The sequence below is a fragment of the Reyranella sp. genome (genome assembly GCF_965229815.1).
Lineage (GTDB): Bacteria > Pseudomonadota > Alphaproteobacteria > Reyranellales > Reyranellaceae > Reyranella.
On record NZ_CBDDJN010000006.1, the window covers coordinates 49,684 to 67,293 of the forward strand.

The 17,610-nt window shown below is 69.8% G+C and carries 18 protein-coding genes; 8 read left to right on the plus strand and 10 right to left on the minus strand.

The features are described 5' to 3' along the window. The first annotated feature begins 9 nt into the window (after positions 1 to 9). Positions 10 to 846: an EamA family transporter gene (locus tag ACO073_RS11600; RefSeq protein ID WP_421997549.1), complete on the plus strand. Its 837-nt coding sequence runs from the start codon at positions 10 to 12 to the stop codon at positions 844 to 846. A 10-nt stretch (positions 847 to 856) separates the two neighbouring features. Here the strand turns inward: ACO073_RS11600 and ACO073_RS11605 are convergent, their stop codons facing one another. Then, positions 857 to 1,498 carry a DUF1062 domain-containing protein gene (locus ACO073_RS11605; RefSeq protein ID WP_421997551.1) on the minus strand — a complete coding sequence of 214 codons (642 nt, stop codon included), beginning with the start codon at positions 1,496 to 1,498 and terminating at the stop codon, positions 857 to 859. 408 nt (positions 1,499 to 1,906) lie between these two features. Between ACO073_RS11605 and ACO073_RS11610 the strand changes: the two genes are divergently transcribed. Further along, the gene (locus ACO073_RS11610; protein ID WP_421997552.1) at positions 1,907 to 3,652 is read left to right on the plus strand and encodes a sulfatase-like hydrolase/transferase; all 1,746 of its coding nucleotides are present in this window, start codon (positions 1,907 to 1,909) and stop codon (positions 3,650 to 3,652) included. Positions 3,653 to 3,673: 21 nt separating this feature from the next. Here ACO073_RS11610 and cobF read toward each other — a convergent pair whose 3' ends face one another. The 6 genes from cobF to trmFO form a co-directional block, all read right to left on the minus strand. Next, positions 3,674 to 4,429 carry a precorrin-6A synthase (deacetylating) gene (gene cobF, locus ACO073_RS11615; protein WP_421997553.1) on the minus strand — a complete coding sequence of 252 codons (756 nt, stop codon included), beginning with the start codon at positions 4,427 to 4,429 and terminating at the stop codon, positions 3,674 to 3,676. Positions 4,430 to 4,701: 272 nt separating this feature from the next. Beyond that, positions 4,702 to 5,625, minus strand: a complete 924-nt coding sequence (locus ACO073_RS11620; protein ID WP_421997554.1) for a tetratricopeptide repeat protein — start codon at positions 5,623 to 5,625, stop codon at positions 4,702 to 4,704. 108 nt (positions 5,626 to 5,733) lie between these two features. Further along, a complete protein-coding gene (locus ACO073_RS11625) occupies positions 5,734 to 7,086 on the minus strand; it encodes an MATE family efflux transporter (protein WP_421997556.1) in 1,353 nt (450 codons plus the stop codon). 147 nt (positions 7,087 to 7,233) lie between these two features. Then, positions 7,234 to 7,431: a YqaE/Pmp3 family membrane protein gene (locus ACO073_RS11630; RefSeq protein WP_421997557.1), complete on the minus strand. Its 198-nt coding sequence runs from the start codon at positions 7,429 to 7,431 to the stop codon at positions 7,234 to 7,236. A gap of 107 nt (positions 7,432 to 7,538) precedes the next feature. Continuing rightward, positions 7,539 to 7,829 carry an acyl carrier protein gene (locus ACO073_RS11635; protein ID WP_421997559.1) on the minus strand — a complete coding sequence of 97 codons (291 nt, stop codon included), beginning with the start codon at positions 7,827 to 7,829 and terminating at the stop codon, positions 7,539 to 7,541. A 102-nt stretch (positions 7,830 to 7,931) separates the two neighbouring features. Beyond that, positions 7,932 to 9,290: a methylenetetrahydrofolate--tRNA-(uracil(54)-C(5))-methyltransferase (FADH(2)-oxidizing) TrmFO gene (trmFO, locus tag ACO073_RS11640; protein ID WP_421997560.1), complete on the minus strand. Its 1,359-nt coding sequence runs from the start codon at positions 9,288 to 9,290 to the stop codon at positions 7,932 to 7,934. Between the two features lie 54 nt (positions 9,291 to 9,344). Between trmFO and ACO073_RS11645 the strand changes: the two genes are divergently transcribed. The 4 genes from ACO073_RS11645 (at position 9,345) to ACO073_RS11660 (ending at position 13,603) form a co-directional block, all read left to right on the plus strand. After that, complete coding sequence (locus ACO073_RS11645; protein WP_421997561.1) at positions 9,345 to 9,731, plus strand: RidA family protein; 387 nt, start codon at positions 9,345 to 9,347, stop codon at positions 9,729 to 9,731. Positions 9,732 to 9,811: 80 nt separating this feature from the next. Beyond that, positions 9,812 to 11,479 (plus strand): NAD+ synthase, encoded by a 1,668-nt coding sequence (locus tag ACO073_RS11650; RefSeq protein ID WP_421997563.1) that lies wholly within the window; start codon positions 9,812 to 9,814, stop codon positions 11,477 to 11,479. A gap of 3 nt (positions 11,480 to 11,482) precedes the next feature. After that, positions 11,483 to 12,286 carry a phosphodiesterase gene (locus tag ACO073_RS11655; RefSeq protein ID WP_421997564.1) on the plus strand — a complete coding sequence of 268 codons (804 nt, stop codon included), beginning with the start codon at positions 11,483 to 11,485 and terminating at the stop codon, positions 12,284 to 12,286. Between the two features lie 15 nt (positions 12,287 to 12,301). Next, the gene (locus ACO073_RS11660; RefSeq protein WP_421997565.1) at positions 12,302 to 13,603 is read left to right on the plus strand and encodes an NRAMP family divalent metal transporter; all 1,302 of its coding nucleotides are present in this window, start codon (positions 12,302 to 12,304) and stop codon (positions 13,601 to 13,603) included. Positions 13,604 to 13,606: 3 nt separating this feature from the next. Here the strand turns inward: ACO073_RS11660 and ACO073_RS11665 are convergent, their stop codons facing one another. After that, the gene (locus ACO073_RS11665; RefSeq protein ID WP_421997566.1) at positions 13,607 to 14,746 is read right to left on the minus strand and encodes a serine hydrolase domain-containing protein; all 1,140 of its coding nucleotides are present in this window, start codon (positions 14,744 to 14,746) and stop codon (positions 13,607 to 13,609) included. 57 nt (positions 14,747 to 14,803) lie between these two features. Between ACO073_RS11665 and ACO073_RS11670 the strand changes: the two genes are divergently transcribed. After that, positions 14,804 to 15,475, plus strand: a complete 672-nt coding sequence (locus tag ACO073_RS11670) for a glutathione S-transferase family protein (RefSeq protein ID WP_421997567.1) — start codon at positions 14,804 to 14,806, stop codon at positions 15,473 to 15,475. After that, entirely contained in the window at positions 15,472 to 16,068 is a 597-nt protein-coding gene (locus tag ACO073_RS11675; RefSeq protein WP_421997568.1) for an alpha/beta fold hydrolase, read from the plus strand. Before ACO073_RS11670 ends, ACO073_RS11675 begins: the two co-directional genes overlap by 4 nt. On the opposite strand, the gene ACO073_RS11680 is transcribed toward ACO073_RS11675, so the two are convergent. Both ACO073_RS11680 and ACO073_RS11685 read right to left on the minus strand, forming a co-directional pair. After that, the gene (locus tag ACO073_RS11680; RefSeq protein ID WP_421997569.1) at positions 16,069 to 16,650 is read right to left on the minus strand and encodes a histidine phosphatase family protein; all 582 of its coding nucleotides are present in this window, start codon (positions 16,648 to 16,650) and stop codon (positions 16,069 to 16,071) included. It lies immediately after the preceding gene. Next, positions 16,647 to 17,534, minus strand: coding sequence for an NAD(P)-dependent oxidoreductase (locus ACO073_RS11685; RefSeq protein WP_421997570.1), 888 nt, complete (start codon positions 17,532 to 17,534; stop codon positions 16,647 to 16,649). The genes ACO073_RS11680 and ACO073_RS11685 overlap by 4 nt, the downstream gene beginning before the upstream one ends. Positions 17,535 to 17,610: the final 76 nt, after the last annotated feature.

Sequence of the window (17,610 nt, forward strand, 5' to 3'; positions counted from 1 at the left end):
GGCCCGGCCATGGACGCGATCGACGTCGCCGCCGCGCTCGCGAGCGCCGCCCTGCACGCCGGCTGGAATGCAGCCGTGAAGGCGAGCCGCGATCCCGCGCGCGCCATGGCGGCGCAGATGCTGGTGGGCGCGCTGCTCGTCGTGCCGGCGCTCTTCTGGTCGGGTTTGCCGGCGATGGCCGCCTGGCCCTGGATCGCCGCTTCGACGGCGATGAACGTGCTCACCATCCGCGCGCTCCTGCGCGCCTACGAGCTGGGCGGCTTCGGCGTCGTCTATCCGGTCAACCGGGCGATCGCCGTCCTCCTGGTCGTCCCGCTGGTGGCGATCTTCGCCGGCGGCTGGCCGGGTTCGGCCGCGCTCTCCGGGATTACCGTCATCGCTCTGTCGCTCGCGGTCCTGTCCTGGGACACGCTGCGCGATCGCGGCTTCTCGAGGCCGGCCCTCGGCTGGACCTGCATGGCCGGACTGGGGACGGCGGCCTACATCCTGTGCGATGCCCAGGGTGTGCGGGCGGCGGGATCGCCGCTCGCCTACGGCTTCGTCGTGTCGATCACCAATGCCGCGGCGATGTGTTGGCGGCAGCGCGAAGCAGGCCCGCCCTGGCGGTGGCTGCGCGATCACTGGGTCGTCGCGACGCCCGTCGCGCTGGCATCGATGGCGTCGTATCTCCTCATCCTCTGGGTCTGGGCTCACGCGCCGATCGCCCCGGCCGCGGCCCTGCGCGACACCAGCGCGGTCTTCGCGCTGCTGATCGCCGTCCTCTGGCTCAAGGAGTCCTTCACGCGGGCGCGAATCCTCGCCGTGCTGCTGGCCGCCGCCGCCGTGCCGCTGCTGCGGCTGGGCTGAGGGCGAGCGTTCAGGCCGGCCGCGACGGGACGCTCCGCCCCGCCGCGTGCTCGACGATGCCCTCGGGGAGGGACGCGGTGTCGATGATCAGAAGCAGCCCGTCGCGCAGCGGCCGGCGAAGATCGACGTCCGGCGGCATCGTCACGAGCTGCGACGATCGCCCCAGCTTCCGGATGGCGTTGCGGGAGAGCCCGAGCTCGCTCGCCAGCAGCCGATCGGCGCGCAGTCCGGTCGCCTGGGATACCCGGCACTCGATCTCCAGCCGCTGGAACGGCCGCGATCCTTCGGACAGCACCTGCCTCGTCACCAGCACCTCGTCGAATTCCCGCACCTGTGCCGTCCATCGCCCGAGGCTCGCGGCGTCGAAAGCGAGGCGATGCACCAGGTCGGGATCGTTCGCTTGCAACGCCTGGAGGAGCGGACGGCCGAGGGTGGAGACCTCCCGGCGTTCCACGACGGGGCGGTTCCACGTCCCGTCGCAGGCGGTGCATCGATAGATCAGCCAGGCATCGATGCGCCGGCCGTTGGCATTGACCCGGAACCTGTCGCTGCTGCGGAAGCATCGCGAGGCACGACAGCGGCTGCAATGGAGCCAGGGTTGCGGGGCTAGAAGGGGAGTGATCGTCCATCGGACGCTGAGGATGCTGGACACGCCGGTTGGCTCTTCCCGTTGGGAAGCCCGGCGAAGCGGCGACAGGAGCGAGGCCCGGGACGGGCACGGCGTGGCAGGGACGATCGAGAAGCGGACAGGGAGCAGCTCGTGCAGCCGTCGGGAGGACGCGCGCGGTCAGCGATGCCAAACCGGTCTCCAACCGCCGCCCCGACGAGCTCATGCGCAAAGACACGCGGCGTCGCAGGGGCGTCGCCGCACGATCGGGGAACTGCTGAGACCGGCGTTTACTTGGGCAAGGGAGACTCTGCTGCTTTCTGCTGGCTTGCCCTGCCTAGTCGAGGGGGGCCGAACTGGCAAGCCGACGCGCCACGACGGCCGATCGCTCGTCCGGCGCCGGTCGCCGATCCGGGGTTCACACCGTCTGCACCCTGTCGTAGGACAGACTCCATGACGGATAATCGTGACCTTCGCCGTCGGTCGCTGCTGCAGGCGGGACTTGGCGCGGCGGCGCTCGCTTCGGTCGACGGGCCGGCGATCGCCCAGACCGCCGGTGGCGGGGCCGCGCCGGCTCGTCCGGCCAGCCGCGCCTCGCCGCTCGGCCGTCCCTACAACGTCGTCCTCGTCATCACCGACGAGGAGGCCCACCATCTGCGCCCGGCGGAAGGCTACGCGACGCCGGCCCGCGAAGAGCTGCAGCGTCGCGGCACGACGTTCCTCAACCACTATATCGCGGCGGCGATGTGCACGCCCTCGCGCGGCGTCATGGTCTCGGGCGTGCCGCCGCAGGTGAACGGCGTCTACGACCAGATGGAGCTCGGCTACGTGCCGAGCCTGTCGCCCGAGCGGCCGAGCCTGGGCAAGATCTTCAAGAAGCTGGGCTACGCGACGACCTGGTTCGGCAAGTTCGAGCTGCGTCGCGACATCATCTATCCCAAGCGGACGGTGAACTACAGCGACGCGCTCACGGCCTACGGCTTCGACAATTTCGCGCCCGACGGCGACAAGGTCGGCGCGCCGAACCAGGGCTACGACACCGACGTCTACACCGCCGCCGAGGCGGTCCGCTGGATGCGCACGCACGGCCAGGCGCTGAACGCGGCCGGTACGCCCTGGCTGCTGGTGGTGAGCTTCGTGTCGCCGCACGACATCATGTACGGCGACGTCAACCAGCCGGGCCGGCCGGAGCAGAAGTCCATGGTCGGCCAGACCATCACGCCGCCGCCGGACAACGAACTCTATGCGAAGCGATGGCGCTTCGCGCCGTCGCCCAGCCAGCGCGAGCCGCTCGACAAGCCCGGCCGGCCGCGCGCCCAGCTCGCCTACAAGGTCGGCTGGTCGGCTTTCCTGGGCGAGATCCCGGTCGATGCCGACGCGATGTGGACGGACTACTACAATTTCTATCTCAACCTGATCCGCGACAACGACCGCAACCTGCAGACCGTCATCGATGCGATGTCGGCGCTCGACCTCTGGTCGTCGACCGTGATGGTGCGCACCGCAGACCATGGCGAGCTCGGCGGCTCGCATGGCGGCCTGCGGGGCAAGGGTCCGCTGCCCTACGAGCAGGAGACGCACGTGCCCATGGTCGTGGTCCATCCCGAGCATGCCGGCGGACGGACGTGCCGGGCGCTCACGAGCCACATCGATCTCGTGCCGACGCTCGCCGGCCTCGGCAGTGGCGAGGCGGCGCGCCGGGAGATCGAGGCCGCCGGGCTGCCGGGGCGCGATTTCAGCCCGCTGCTGCGCGATCCCGGCCAGGCGGCGCTGGACGCGGTGCGCGAGGCCGTGCTGTTCAACTATGTCGGCCTGCAGACCGTCGATCCGCTGTACATGATGCGCGTGTGCCGCGACGTGGCGACCCATCGCGCGGCGCCGCCCTTCACCGAGGTGCGGCCCGACATGACCTTGCGCGGCTTCATCAGCTTCGCCTACGACGGCCGCCACAAGTTCTCGCGCTACTACGCGCCCGACAATTTCAACACGCCGACGACGTTCGAGGCGCTGCTGGCCGGCAACGACCTCGAACTGTTCGACCTCGAGCGCGACCCCGACGAGCTGGTCAACCTCGCCGTCGACCCGCAGGCCCACCGCGCCCTTATCCTGCGCCTGAGCGAGCAGCTCAACCGGCTCATCGCGCGCGAGGTCGGCGTCAACGACGGTCGCTTCCTGCCCGAGGTCCTGCGCCGCCGCTGAGCGGCGGCACGCCCGGCCCGGTCAGGACGGGAGGCGGCGCAGGAGATAGGTGTCCATGATCCAGCCGTTGGCCGCGCGAGCGGCATGCCGCCGGCGATGGATTTCCTCGGCGACGTCGTCGATGCGGCCGGCGACCAGGATCTGCCTGGCCGTGCCGAGATAGGCGCCCCAGAAGATCTCGACGTCCTGGCCGACGAAGCGGCGATAGGTGTCCTCGCCGTCGAGCAGCACGACGACGCTGGCGATGCCGGGCGGGAAGCCGTCGGCGAGCAGCCGGCCGGTAGTGACCGTCACCGCCTCGGCGATTCGGTTGAGCGGGATCCTGTGCGCGGCCGCCAGTGCCTGGATGGCGGTGATGCCGGGAATGACCTCGTGCGTGAAGGCGAGGCCGGCCGCCTTGAGGGCATCGAGGTTGCGCAGCGTGCTGTCGTAGAGCATCGGATCGCCCCAGACGAGGAAGGCGCCGGTCTCGCCCTCCGCCAGCCCCTCGATCAGCGTCCGGAACACCGCCTGCTTGGCCTCGTTCAGCGCGTCGACGCAGGCTCGATAGTCGGCCGGCGCGCCGTCGCGCGGCGGGCTCGGCGCTTCGGCGATGCGGTAGGGCCGCTCGCCGGCATGGCGGCGCAGGATCTCCTCGCGCAGGCCGCGCAGGTCGGCCTTCTCGCGGCCCTTGTCGAGCACGAAGAAGACATCGGCGCGGCGCAGCGCCTGCACCGCCTGCAGGGTGAGCTGGTCGGGATCGCCGACGCCGATGCCGATGACGAGGATGGTCTTCATGGCGGCCTTGTCGCACCCGCGACAAGCACTATGGTTATTGTTCCGGCAATACTTCCGTGCTACCATTCAGCGAGGCATTCGCTCTATTCATCGTTGGTTCGTCGGTGTGATGTCGGGGAGCGCCACGGCTCCCCGACGAACTCGTCAGCGAAACTATCTTTTCTATCTTAATTCGGCGGGACGCCACGGATAGGGCAGCACCTCGAGTGAGCCCACAAGTGCTTGCGTCCTGGGCGCTCCAATTAAGATAGGGCGAAACCATCCTAATCCATCTAGTTGAGGAGGTGACGCTCGCCCGACGGTGTCGCTGGCGCGAGTAGACGGCGCGCGGCGGCGCAATCGGCGGCGGCCCGGGCGCCGTCCTCACCGGCGGCGCTGCGGGCGATGCAGCGGTTGAGATGGGCCTGCCCGAAGCCCGGGTCGATCGCGAGGGCCGCGTCGTAGTCGGCCACGGCGCCGGTCCGGTCGCCGATGGCGAAGCGGACATAGCCGCGATTGTAGTGGGCGAGCGCATGGCCTGGCTGGCGGGCGAGGGCCTCGTCGAGGTCGCGCCGCGCCGCGTCGAAGGCGCCATCGGCCGCCAGGAGGGCGGCACGGTTGACCCGCGCGTCGACGTTGCCGGCGTCGAGCGACAGCGCGGCCTGGTAGTCCGACCGTGCCAGGGTCGGCTGACCCAGCGCGGCGCGGGCGACGCCGCGCAGCACGCGCGCCTGGGCCTCGGCCGGCGCGAGCGCGACGAGCCGGTCGAGGTCGGTCAGGGCGGCGCGGTAGGCGCCCTGCCGCAGATGGGCGTCGGCCCGGAACGTCAGGGCGTCGCGGTTGCGGGGCTCGACGACCAGCACGCGGTCGAGATCAGGCAGCGCCCGAGCCGGCGCGGCGCCGAGGGTGGACAGAAGGACGGCGCGGTTGAGCAGGGCCGGCACGGAGTCGGGAAACCGCCGCAGCACATCGTCGTAGGCGGCGAGCGCGCCGTCGACGTCGCCTTTCCGGTGCAGCGCGTAGGCGCGCTGGACGTCGGCCGAGGAGTTGTCGGGGCCGACCGGGGCATGCGGCCGCGCGGCGGCGTAGTGCGTGGCGGCGATTCGCAGGGCGTTGCCGGCCAGCGCGGCCTGCTCGGGCTCGCGTCCCGAGGCGGGAAGAGCGGCGGTGAGGATCGCGACGAACAGCACGAGGCGAAGGATCGGGGACGGGGACATGGCGGGCTCCTGATGGGAGCCACCATGGCGGCCGGCGGTAACCCGCCGATTGCGCGGGCGCGGCGAATCGTTTCGTGCGTTGCGTCGATTGGCGGTCGGGCCGGACGGTCAGGCGCCAGTCCAGGCCCGTCGCGTCGTCGAGAAGGCGAGCAGCAGCGAGAAGGCGACGATGCCGGTCGCAACGCAGGCGTAGAGGCCGGACACGCCCCAGCCGAAGCGGTCGAGCGCCAGCATGCTGCCGCCGGCGGCGATGGTGATGCGCGTGAGGTTGGCGGCGACCGGCCAGTACATCTCGCCGGTGCCCTGAGAGGCGAAGTAGAGCGCCATCGCCACGCCGAAGAAACCGTAGGCCGGGCCGACGATGCTGAGATAGTGACGGCCCGAGGCCAGCGCGCGCGGATCCTGGGTGAACAGGCCGAGCCACAGGTCGGGCCACAGCGCCACGACGAGGCCGATCAGTGCCGCGACCGCGCCGGCCATCGCCGCGCCCGTCCAGGCCAGGCGCCGGGCACGGGCGTACTGGCGGGCGCCGATATTGGTGCCGACCAGCGCGGTCAGCGCTGCGCCGATGCCGAAGCTGATCGGGATCAGCATGTACTCCAGCCGGCTGCCGATCCCGTAGCCGGCAATGGCCCCGTCGCCCTCGCGGCCGATCAGCCCGGTCACGACCAGCACGGTGCTGTTGGTGAGGATCACGACCAGGCAGGCGATCAGGCCGACCTTCAGGATGTCGTTGAAGGCGCGCCAGCGGAAGCCGTCGCGCGGCCAGCGCAGCCGCAGCGCGGCGTTGGCACCGGTGAGGCGGCTCAGCATCCACACCGCGGCGATGGCGAAGGCGATCACGGCGGCCAGCGCCGGGCCGCGGATGCCGAGCGCCGGCAGGCCGAACCAGCCCAGCGTCAGTGCGCCGGTGAGCGGGATCTGCAGCGCCGCCGTCGCGACCAGGGCATATCCCGGCGTCTTCATGTCGCCGGTGCCGCGCAGGACGGATGCCATCGAATTCGCGACCCAGTGGGCCGAGCAGCCCAGGAAGAGGATCGTGGCGAAGGCCTCGGCGCGGTCGAGCGCAGCGCCGCTGCCGCCGAGCAGGCCGAAGATGCTGCGACCGAAGCCCACGAACACGATGGCGAACAGGACGGACATGCCGAGCGCGATGGCGAGCGCATGCGCCGCCGCCGCCTCGGCGGCCGCCCGGTTGCCGGCGCCGAGCGCGCGCGCCACGGAGGAGGAGATGCCGCCGCCCATGGCACCTGCCGACATCATGCCGAGCGTCATCTGGGTCGGGAAGACGAGGGCGAGCGCGGCGAGGTCGACGGTGCCGAGCCGGCCGACGAACAGCCCGTCCGAGACGCTCACCAGGCTCTGCATGGCCACGTTCAGGACGTTGGGCGCGGCCAGCGCCAGGATGGTGGGCACGATCGGCCCGGCCAGCATCATCTGCCGGCGCTCGGCGGGACTCATGGGCTACCTGTGTAGATACACGTTTGACGCCGGCAATCTGGCAGAGTTCGGCAGAATTGCCCACGAGCTTATCTCATGGGGGCATGCGCGGGATGTGTCGGAGAAGCGGGGGCGGCGGCGCGGGACGCGATCGGCCCCCGCACGCTGTCACATCCTGCTGCCGCCCACGGCCTTCTCGATGGCCTTGTCGGTTCGCCAGTTGCTCAGCGCATAGATGGCCCACAGGGTCGCCGGCAGCCAGCCGATCAGCGTGATCTGCAACACCAGGCAAATGACGCCGGCGATCGGCCGGCCGATCGTGAAGAAGGTGAGCCACGGCAGGAGCAGGGCGATCAGGAACCTCATGCCGTCTTCTCCTCACACCGTCCGCGCCTCGCTGCGGAGACGTGCGCCATCTTTCCAGCGCCGAGGGCCGAAGTCACGTCTGAGGAAGACGCCGTAACCTGCCGCCGTCACCCCGCCGCGCGCAGCGCCACGATCGCGTCGGCGAGCTGGTCGACCGTGCGCACCTCGGCGACGATGCGGGTGGGGATGGAGACGTCGAAACGATCCTCCAGCTCCATGAGCATGTCCATGAGCGTGAGCGAATCGATGGTGGCGCCGTCGCTGATGACGGTCTGTCCCGTGATCGGCGCCTCCCGGGTCTGGTAGGGCGTGAGGTAGCGGCGGATCTCGCGCAGGATGTCGAGCTGCAGGGTCACATGCTCGACCGCACCGAAAGCAAGACTGTTGGGGCTCTGCACGTCGGCCTCCGTTGAGTGGGTCAGGGAAGTTCATGTGACCGCGCCGCGGAGCCGAAGGGAAATAACGATTGATTTCGGGCTGTTGCGTCCTGTTACGGAGTGTTACTCCGCGGCGAGCGGCGCGGGGCCGAGCCAGCCGTCGAGATCGCGCAGGGCGCGTGCACTCAGTGCCTGCTTGCGCTCCTTGCCACGCAAGGTGCCCTCGATCGGCGGAAAGAGTCCGAAATTGACGTTCATCGGCTGGAAGGTGCCGGCATCGGCGCCGCCGGTGATGTGGGCCAGGAGCGCGCCCATCGCCGTCGTGGATGGCGGCGGTGCGGCGGTGATGCCCTGCCGCTCGGCGGCCGCGAAGCGGCCGGCCATCAGTCCCACGGCGGCGCTTTCGACATAGCCCTCGCAGCCGGTGATCTGGCCGGCGAAGCGCAGACGGGGTAGCGCCCTGAGACGCAGGGCGCCGTCGAGCAGGCGCGGACTGTTGAGGAAGGTGTTGCGGTGCAGGCCGCCCAGGCGCGCGAACTCGGCGTTCTGCAGGCCGGGGATGGTGCGGAACAGCCGGGTCTGCTCGCCGTGCTTCAGCTTGGTCTGGAAGCCGACGATGTTCCACAGCGTGCCAAGCGCATTGTCCTGGCGCAGCTGCACGACCGCCCACGGCCGGTGGCCGGTCCGCGGGTCGCGCAGGCCGACGGGCTTCATCGGCCCGAAGCGCAGCGTCTGCGGGCCGCTGGCGGCGATCACCTCGATCGGCTGGCAGCCGTTGAAGTAGGGCGTGTTGTGCTCCCACTCCTTGAACTCGGTCTTGTCGCCGGCCAGCAGCGCCGCCACGAACGCTTCGTACTCCGCCTTGTTCATCGGGCAGTTGAGGTAGTCGGCGCCGTCGCCGGCGGGGCCGCCCTTATCGTAGCGCGACTGCTTCCAGGCGATCGACAGGTCGATGCTCTCGTAGTGCACGATCGGCGCGATGGCGTCGAAGAAGGCGAGGGACTCCTCGCCGCTCAGTGTGCGGATCGCGTCCGCCAGGGTCGGCGAGGTGAGGGGACCGGTGGCGACGATGACGCTGTCCCAGTCGTCCGGCGGCAGGCCGGCCACTTCCTCGCGCCGTAGCTCGACCAGCGGATGGGCGAGCAGCGTCTCCTGGACGGCCGCCGAGAATCCGTGACGGTCGACGGCGAGCGCGCCGCCGGCCGGCAGCTTGTGGCGGTCGGCCGCGCGCAGGATCAGCGAGCCCGCCCGGCGCATCTCCTCGTGCAGGAGGCCGACGGCGTTGTTGGCGGCGTCGTCGGAGCGGAAGGAATTCGAGCAGACGAGTTCGGCGAGGCTGTCGGTCAGATGCGCCTCGGTCCCGCGCACCGGCCGCATCTCGTGCAGCACGACCGGAACCCCGGCCGACGCGATCTGCCACGCCGCCTCGGAGCCGGCGAGGCCGCCGCCGACGATATGGATGGGCGAAGTGCTTGACGTCATGCGGTCCGGATGGGTTCCTGTCAGGACGACGACTATTAGATGGGGGAGCCTGCCATGGCCATCAAGTTCAACAACCCGAAGACCGTGTCGCTGGCCGGCAAGTACAGTCTCGGGGCCGAAGTTCCGGCGGGAAGCCGGCTCTACTATGTCTCCGGCCAGGTCGGCGTCGATTCCAAGGGCAAGCTGCAGGCCGGGATCGAGAAGCAGGTCGACCAGGTGTGGAAGAACATCCGCGAGGTGCTGAAGAGCGGCGGCATGGGCTTCGGCGACGTCGTGAAGGTCAACGTCTTCCTCACCGACAGCCGCTTCATCGTGCCCTATCGCACGATCCGCGACCGATACTTCCCGAAGGCGCCGTATCCCGCCTCGACGCTGCTGATCGTCCAGGGCCTCGCCGATCCCGGCATGCTGGTGGAGGTCGAGGTGGTGGCCGCCAGGTAGCGACTGCCGGCCCTTGACCGTTTATGCTCAAAAGTAGCATTATTCTATAATACTCAGTACGAGCATAAAAGGTTTCCGCCATGGCAAGGTCGCTCAAGGTCGCGCTGGCCCAGCTCAATCCCAAGGTCGGCGACGTCGCGGGCAACCTCGCCAAGGTGCGGGCCGCACGGGCCGAGGCGCGCCGGCAGGGCGCCGATCTCGTGCTGACGCCGGAGCTGGTCCTGTCGGGCTATCCGCCGGAGGACCTGGTGCTGAAGCCGGCCTTCCAGCGGCGTTGCCACGAGGCGGTCGAGGCGCTGCGCGCCGACACGCTGGACGGCGGACCGGCGCTGTTCGTGACCACGCCGTGGCGCGAGGGCGACAGGTTGCACAACGCCATCGTCGGCCTCGACTGCGGAACGGTGATCGGCAAGCGTTTCAAGGTCGACCTGCCGAACTACGGCGTGTTCGACGAGAAGCGCGTCTTCGCCCCCGGCCCGATGCCCGGCCCGCTGGTGTTCGACGGCGTGCGCATCGGCGTGCCGATCTGCGAGGACGTGTGGTCGCCCGACATCGTGGAATGCGTGTCGGAGACCGGCGGCGAGATCCTGCTGGTGCCCAACGGCTCGCCCTTCGAGCTGGGCAAGACCGACATCCGCGTGCAGCTCGGCGTCGCGCGCGTGGTCGAGAGCGGCCTGCCCTTCGTCTATCTCAACCAGGTCGGCGGCCAGGACGAGGTCGTGTTCGACGGCGGCTCGTTCGTGCTGGGCGCCGACCGGGCGCTCAAGGCGAAGCTCGCCTCGTTCCGCGAACAGGTGACGACCGTCGAGTTCCGGCAGGGCGGGCCGGGGCAGGGCAGCGGCTGGGAGTGCCTGCCCGGTCCGATCGCACGGGAACTGGGCGAGGTCGAATCGATCTACCAGGCGATGATGCTCGGCCTGCGCGACTACGTCGACAAGACGGGCTTTCCCTCGGTCGTGATCGGCCTGTCGGGCGGCATCGATTCGGCGCTGACCGCTTGCGTGGCCGCCGACGCGCTGGGACCCGGGCGGGTCCACACGATCATGATGCCGTCGCCGCACACCAGCCGGGAGTCGCTCGAGGATGCGCGCGCCTGCGCCGAGGCGATCGGCGTGCGCCATGACATCGTGGACATCGCCCCCGCCATGGAGGCCTTCCGGACGATGACCCGGCCGCTGTTCGGCGACGCGCCGCCCGACGTCACCGAGGAGAACATCCAGAGCCGGGCCCGCGGCGTCACCCTGATGGCGGTCTCCAACAAGCTCGGCGGCATGGTGGTGACGACCGGCAACAAGTCGGAGATGGCGGTGGGCTACGCCACGCTCTATGGCGACATGTGCGGCGGCTACAACGTGCTGAAGGACGTCTACAAGACCGCGGTCTTCGCGCTCTGCCGCTGGCGCAACGAACATCGTCCCGACGGCGGCCTCGGTCCTGCGGGCCGGGTGATCCCGGAGCGCATCCTGGCCAAGCCGCCCTCTGCCGAATTGCGGCCGGACCAGAAGGACGAGGATTCGCTGCCGCCCTATCCGGTGCTCGACGCCATCCTGAAAGGGCTGGTCGAGGGCGACCTGGCGACGGACGAGGTGGCGGCGCAGGGGCATGATGTCGCCACCGTCGAGCGGGTCTGGCGCCTGCTCGAAGCGGCGGAGTACAAGCGGCGGCAGGCCCCTCCGGGCGTCAAGATCACCACCCGGCTGATCAGCAAGGAGCGGCGCTATCCGATCGTCAACGGATTCCGGGGCTAGGCCATGCTGATCGCGCAGATCTCGGACATGCACATCAAGGCGCCGGGGGAGCTGCTCTACAGACGCATCGACACGCCGAACCATCTGGCGTGTGCCGTTGTCCACATCAATGCCCTGCGGCCGCGGCCCGACGTCGTCCTCGCGACGGGCGACCTGGTCGAGGGTGGCCGGGCCGACGAGTACGCCCATCTGCGCGACCTCCTCGCGCCACTCGCCATGCCGGTCTTCCTGGTGCCCGGCAATCACGACCGACGGGCAACGCTGCGCGAGGCCTTCGCCGACCATGCCTATCTGCCCGCGACCGGCTTCATCCAGTATGCGGTTGAAGGGTTTCCGGTGCGCCTGATCGGCCTCGACACGCTGGTGGAAGGCAAGGGGCACGGCGCGCTGTGCGACCAGCGGCTCGGCTGGCTGGAGGCGCGCCTCGGTGAAAGCGCCCGGCCGACCGTGCTGTTCCTTCACCATCCGCCGTTCGATTGCGGGATCGATTCTTTCGATGGGATGCGCCTGAACGAAGGGGCCGAACGGCTGGCGGCGATCGTCCGTCGCCATCCGCATGTCGAGCGGGTCATGTGCGGCCACGTGCATCGTCCCATCCAGATGCGCTGGGCCGGCACGCTCGCATCGATCGCGCCCAGCACGGCACACCAGGCGACACTCGATCTGCAACCGGATGCGCCGCTGTCGCTGATGATGGAGCCGCCGGGTCTGGCCCTGCATCTGTGGCGCTCCGGCAACGGCCTGGTGACCCATGTCAGCTACACAGGAACCTACGAAGGTCCCCAGCCGTTTCGGCCGCTGACATGATCACCACCGTCTGACATGACGATCGCCCAGACCGCGACGCAAGCGGCCAATCCGCAGCCCAGTCGCTGGAGCCTCGAAGGCCTGTTCAAGCGCCTGGGGCCGGGGGTCATCACCGGGGCGGCGGACGACGATCCCAGCGGCATCGCAACCTATTCCCAGGCCGGCGCGCATTCGGGCTTCGGCCTGCTCTGGACGGTCGTCCTGACCTGGCCGCTGATGGTGGCCGTGCAGTCCGTCAGCGCCCGGATCGGCCGTGTCACCGGACGGGGCCTCGCGGCCAACATGGTGCAGGCCTTCCCGCGCTGGGTCGTCACGGGCCTGGTGGGGCTGCTGTTCGTCGCCAACACCATCAATCTCGGCGCCGATCTCGCCGCGATGGGCGCCGCGACCAAGCTCGTGCTGGGCGGCAGCGCACGCCTCTACGCCGTGCTGTTCGCGCTCGGGTCGCTGGCGGCGATCGTCTTCATTCCCTACCACCGCTACGTCGGCCTGCTGAAGTGGTTCACCTTCTCGCTGCTCGCCTATGTCGGCGTCGTGTTCGCGGCCAGGATCGACTGGCTGGCGGTCGCGCACGGCGCCTTCGTGCCGCAGGTGAAGCTGACCGGCGAGAGCCTCACTCTGGTCGTCGCCATCTTCGGCACCACCATCAGTCCCTATCTCTTCTTCTGGCAGAGTTCCCAGGAGGTCGAGGACGAGGAGGCCGATCCGGATGCCGCGCCGCTCAAGGAACGGCCCGACCAGGCCGAGCGCGAGCTCAACCGCATCGGCTGGGAAACCTGGGTCGGCATGGCGATGTCGAACCTGATCGCCTTCTTCATCATCCTGACCACCGCCGTCACCCTTCATGCCCACGGCAAGCTGGACGTCGAATCGGCGGAGCAGGCGGCCGAGGCGCTGAAGCCGATCGCCGGCGAGGCGGCGTTCGTGCTGTTCAGCCTCGGGCTGATCGGCACCGGTCTGCTCGCGGTCCCGGTGCTGGCCGGATCGGTCGCCTATGCGCTCGCCGAGGTGCGGGGCTGGCGCTCCGGCCTCGAACGGCCATTGCACGAGGCGAGGCCCTTCTATCTTGTGATCGCGCTCGCCATCCTCGTCGGCGTCGGCCTGGGCTTCACGCCGCTCACCCCGATCAAGGCCCTGCTGTGGAGTGCCGTGGTCAACGGCGTGATCGTCGTGCCCATCATGGTCGCGATGATGATCGTGGCGAGCCGGCCGAAGATCATGGGCAGCTTCGTCGCGGCGCCCTGGCAGAGGATCCTGGGCTGGGCGGCGACCGCGGTGATGGCGGCGGCGGCCGTCGCCATGTTCGTCGCGCTCTGACGGTCAGTCGCGCACCGCGGGCAGCACAACGCGCGTGAAGATGCCGGCGGGTATCACGCCCTGCAGTCCGCTGGCGTAGTGGCCGGCGCTGATCATGACCACGAGGTCGAGGGCGGGAACGATGTAGAGACGTTGGCCGCCGAGGCCCACGCCGGCCACCCAGCTCAGCTCCGCGCCGTTGTGGAAGCTGCGGCCGAGCCACCATTGATAGCCGTAGAAAAAAAGCCCGTCGCCGTTGATGCGCGGCCGGATCGACTGGGCGGCCCAGCCGGCAGGAACGACCTGCCGGCCGTTCCACTGCCCGTCGGTGAGCAGCAGGCGGCCGAGCTTGGCCGTGTCGCGCGGCCTGAGCCGCAGCCCTGAGGCGGCGGCGCGCAATTCCCCGGCCAGCGGCAGGCCGATCCATTCGAAGCTGAGAATGTCGAGCGGCATGAAGAGCTTGTCGCGCGCATAGTCGTCGAGCGGCTGGCCGGCCGCCTTGCTGACGGCGGCGCCGAGGATGGTCGTGTTGCCGCCGTTGTAGTTGTAGGTCGATCCGGGAGGGGTGACGACCGGCTGCTCGAACACGTACTTCAGCGGCGTGGGCGATGCGATCAGCCGACGTTCGCTGTTGGCCGGGTCGGTGTAGGGGATGGACTCGTTCCACTTCAATCCCGACGACATGGTCAGCAGGTTGGCGAAGGTGATGCGCGCATTGTCGGCGGTCCTGAGCGGCGCGAGCTCGGGAAAGAAATCGATGGCGGGCGAATCGAGCGACGGGAAACGTCCTTCGCCGAGGGCAATGCCGACCAGCAGGGAAGTCACGCTCTTCGAGATCGACCGCAGGTCGTGCCGGGTCTCGGGCCCGAACTGCACGGTGCCGAGGGGACGGCCCCAATTCTCGTCCGCGCCGGTGAAGTAGCGCTCCATGACGAGCCTGCCGTTGCGTGCCACGACGACCGCATGGATGTTCGCGTCCGGCCATTGCCCGAGGAAGGCGTCGAGCCGGCAGAGCTGGGCCGGATCGATGCCGACCTCGGCCGGCGCAGCGATGCTCCACCCGTCGTCCAGGGGCGCGGGCGTGCCGCAGGCCTCGCCGTCCCTGGCGTGGGCGGGGAGGCAGAGCGCCAGGAGCACCAGCAGGGACATGAGAGACTTTGTCATCGAGCCCGAGCATACATCGTGCGCGTTGCGCCGACATCGCGTGATAGCGTCCGCGCCATGAAACTCTACTCGGGACCGCTCAGCATGTTCGGCGCCAAGGCCGAGATCGCAGCCCGTGAGAAGGACATTCCCTTCGAGCTGGTCATGGTGCCGTTCGCCATGAAGACGCTCTACCAGCCGAAGCATCCCGAGGTGCTGCGCATCAACCCCAAGCAGCAGGTCCCGGTGCTGGTCGACGGCACCGTCGAGATCTTCGATTCGACGCAGATCTTCGAGTATCTCGAGACGGTCCGGTCCGATCCGCCACTGTGGCCCGCCGATCCGGCGGCGCGCGCGCGGGCGCGGCTGCTGGAGCACAAGTCGGACGAGGTCTACTTCCCGTCGGTCATCCGGCTGATGGGCCTGCAGGCGACGCCGGAGGACCCTGCCGCCGTCGCGGCGCGGGCCGCCGCCGTCGCCTTCTACGACGCGCTCGAGCGTACGATGGACGGCCGGACCTCGCTGGCCGGCAACTACTCCTATGCCGACATCGCCTTCTTCATGGCGCAGCTGTTCGGAGAGCGCATGGGCGCGCCGCTGGGCGCCGGCCATCCCCGTCTGATCGCCTGGCGTGCGCGCATGGGCGAGCGACCGGCGGTGCGTCGCGTCGCCGGTGCCATGGCGCGTTACCTGCAATCGCAGGGCCGGCCGCTGCCGGATTTCCTGGCGCCGCTTGCAGCCGCGGCATGACCCGCGTGCTCTTCCTGCCCGGCTCGGGCGCGTCGCCGGACTTCTGGAAGCCGGTCGGCGAGCGGCTGCCGGCGGCCTGGCCGAAGGAATATTTCGGCTGGCCCGGACTCGGCCATCAGCCGCATGATCCCGCCGTGCGCGGCTGGGACGATCTGGTCGCCATGGTCGCGGCGCGGATGGACGAGCCGGTCGACCTGGTCGCGCAGTCGATGGGCGGCGTCATCGCCGCGCGTCTCGCGGTCGAGCGTCCGAACCTGGTGCGCCGCCTGGTGCTGACCGTCACGTCGGGTGGCGTCGACATGGCCGGGATGGGCGCCTCGGACTGGCGGCCCGACTATCGCGCGGCCTTCCCGAACGCGGCAGCCTGGATCACCGAGGACCGGCCGTCCGCGGCCCTGCCGGTGGAGAAGATCGCGGCGCCGACTTTGCTCCTGTGGGGCGACGTCGATCCGATCAGTCCGGTCGCGGTCGGCCGCCATCTCGCGGCCCGCCTTCCCGACGCGAGCCTCCATGTCGTGCCCGGTGGCGACCACGATCTGGCGCGAACGCACGCCGAACTCGTGGCGGGCCTGGTCGCCCGCCATCTCGGCTGATCAGGCGGTCGGTTGCCGACCCACCACGACGAGGTCCGCGCCGGCGCCTCGGCGTAGGACGACGATCTCGCCGCTGGCCGGCGACACCGCGCTCAGGCCCGAAATCACCACCTGGTGGGTCACCAGAACGGTGGCGCGCTCGAGCGGCAGCGCGGCGAGCCAGGCCCGCAGGTCGGCGATCTGCTGCGCGCCGCGGCCACGGTCCTCGGCGAAGGAATTGAGCAGCGGCTGCGGAACCACCTCACCCAGGCCCAGCAGCGTCGCCGTCTCGAGGCAGCGGCACCATTGGCTGGAGAAGATCTGCGCGCGCGCGACATCGTTGGCGCGAAACAGGTCGCCGATGCGCTCGGCCTGCCGGCGGCCCTCGGCGGACAGGTTGCGCTGGGTCGCGCAGTCGCCGAGGCGAAAGCCCGGGGGATCGAACGTTCCCGGCGCCACGGCATGGCGGATCAGCGCGACGTGCGCGGGCGAGCGCAGGGCGGCCCAGAGCGCGCTCGCGCGCACGGCACGGCCGGCGCCGAGCAGGGGTGCTGCTGCCAGGCCGGCGAGACAGAGCCGACGGCTCGCATCGCCCCGGATCACCGCTTGACGGTCCGGCCGAGCGCCGTCTCGTAGACGCGCAGGATCGACGAGCTGTCGCTCGAGCCCAGCTTCATGCCCCGGGCCAGCCGCTGCAGGTTGTGGGTCGAGGACCCCTGCGGCAGCGGCACGCCGAGCTCGTCGCCGAGCTCGAGAGCGAGGTGGAGGTCCTTGTAGGCGAGGTCGAGCGCGAAGCTCGCCTTGAACTCGCCGCTCAGCGCCCGCTCCGACAGGCTGCGAAAGCCGTTGGAGTTGCCGCTGGAGTTCGACACGACCTGGATCAGCTTGGCCGGATCGAGTCCCGCCGTGACGCCCAGCATCAGCCCTTCGGCGGCCGCGGCGGCGTTGCAGAAGGCCAGCATGTTGTTGACCAGCTTGGCGACTGTACCGGTTCCCAGCTCGCCCATGTGGATGACGTTGGCGCTGAACGACTGCAGGACGGGCAGCGCGTCGTCGAACACCTTCTTGTCGCCGCCCACCATGATGGCGATGGTGGCGGCCTCGGCGCCCACGGTGCCGCCGCTCACGGGCGCATCGAGCATGGCGATGCCTTTTTCCGCCATGGCCGCGCCGATCTTCTTCACCATCGTGGGCGCGTTGGTGCTGAGGTCGATGTAGGTCTGCCCCTTGCCGATGCTGGCGAGGATGCCGCCGTCGCCCAGCGTCACCGCCTCGACGTCCTTCGGCATCGGCAGCGAGGTCATCACCACGTCGGCGCCCTTCGTCACCTCGGCGATCGACCGGCCGGCCGTGGCGCCGAGGTCCGTGCAGGTCTTCACGGCGGCCTCGTTGAGGTCGAACACCGTCACCTGGTGATTGCTGCGCTTGATGATGTTGCGGCACATGGGGCCGCCCATGTTGCCGACGCCGATGAATCCGACCTTCACGCTGCCCTCCCGCGACGATGCGACGGCCGACTATACGCCGCGCCGCAGGAACCCGCAGGGGTGACTTTCGCGTTGC

Coding starts and splice junctions, on each gene's coding strand:
- ACO073_RS11600 (WP_421997549.1), top strand. CDS start 10: ATGGACGCGATCGACGTCGCCGCCGCGCTCGCGAGCGCCGCCCTGCAC.
- ACO073_RS11610 (WP_421997552.1), top strand. CDS start 1,907: ATGACGGATAATCGTGACCTTCGCCGTCGGTCGCTGCTGCAGGCGGGA.
- cobF (WP_421997553.1), bottom strand. CDS start 4,429: ATGAAGACCATCCTCGTCATCGGCATCGGCGTCGGCGATCCCGACCAG.
- ACO073_RS11620 (WP_421997554.1), bottom strand. CDS start 5,625: ATGTCCCCGTCCCCGATCCTTCGCCTCGTGCTGTTCGTCGCGATCCTC.
- ACO073_RS11625 (WP_421997556.1), bottom strand. CDS start 7,086: ATGAGTCCCGCCGAGCGCCGGCAGATGATGCTGGCCGGGCCGATCGTG.
- ACO073_RS11630 (WP_421997557.1), bottom strand. CDS start 7,431: ATGAGGTTCCTGATCGCCCTGCTCCTGCCGTGGCTCACCTTCTTCACG.
- trmFO (WP_421997560.1), bottom strand. CDS start 9,290: ATGACGTCAAGCACTTCGCCCATCCATATCGTCGGCGGCGGCCTCGCC.
- ACO073_RS11645 (WP_421997561.1), top strand. CDS start 9,345: ATGGCCATCAAGTTCAACAACCCGAAGACCGTGTCGCTGGCCGGCAAG.
- ACO073_RS11650 (WP_421997563.1), top strand. CDS start 9,812: ATGGCAAGGTCGCTCAAGGTCGCGCTGGCCCAGCTCAATCCCAAGGTC.
- ACO073_RS11655 (WP_421997564.1), top strand. CDS start 11,483: ATGCTGATCGCGCAGATCTCGGACATGCACATCAAGGCGCCGGGGGAG.
- ACO073_RS11660 (WP_421997565.1), top strand. CDS start 12,302: ATGACGATCGCCCAGACCGCGACGCAAGCGGCCAATCCGCAGCCCAGT.
- ACO073_RS11665 (WP_421997566.1), bottom strand. CDS start 14,746: ATGACAAAGTCTCTCATGTCCCTGCTGGTGCTCCTGGCGCTCTGCCTC.
- ACO073_RS11670 (WP_421997567.1), top strand. CDS start 14,804: ATGAAACTCTACTCGGGACCGCTCAGCATGTTCGGCGCCAAGGCCGAG.
- ACO073_RS11675 (WP_421997568.1), top strand. CDS start 15,472: ATGACCCGCGTGCTCTTCCTGCCCGGCTCGGGCGCGTCGCCGGACTTC.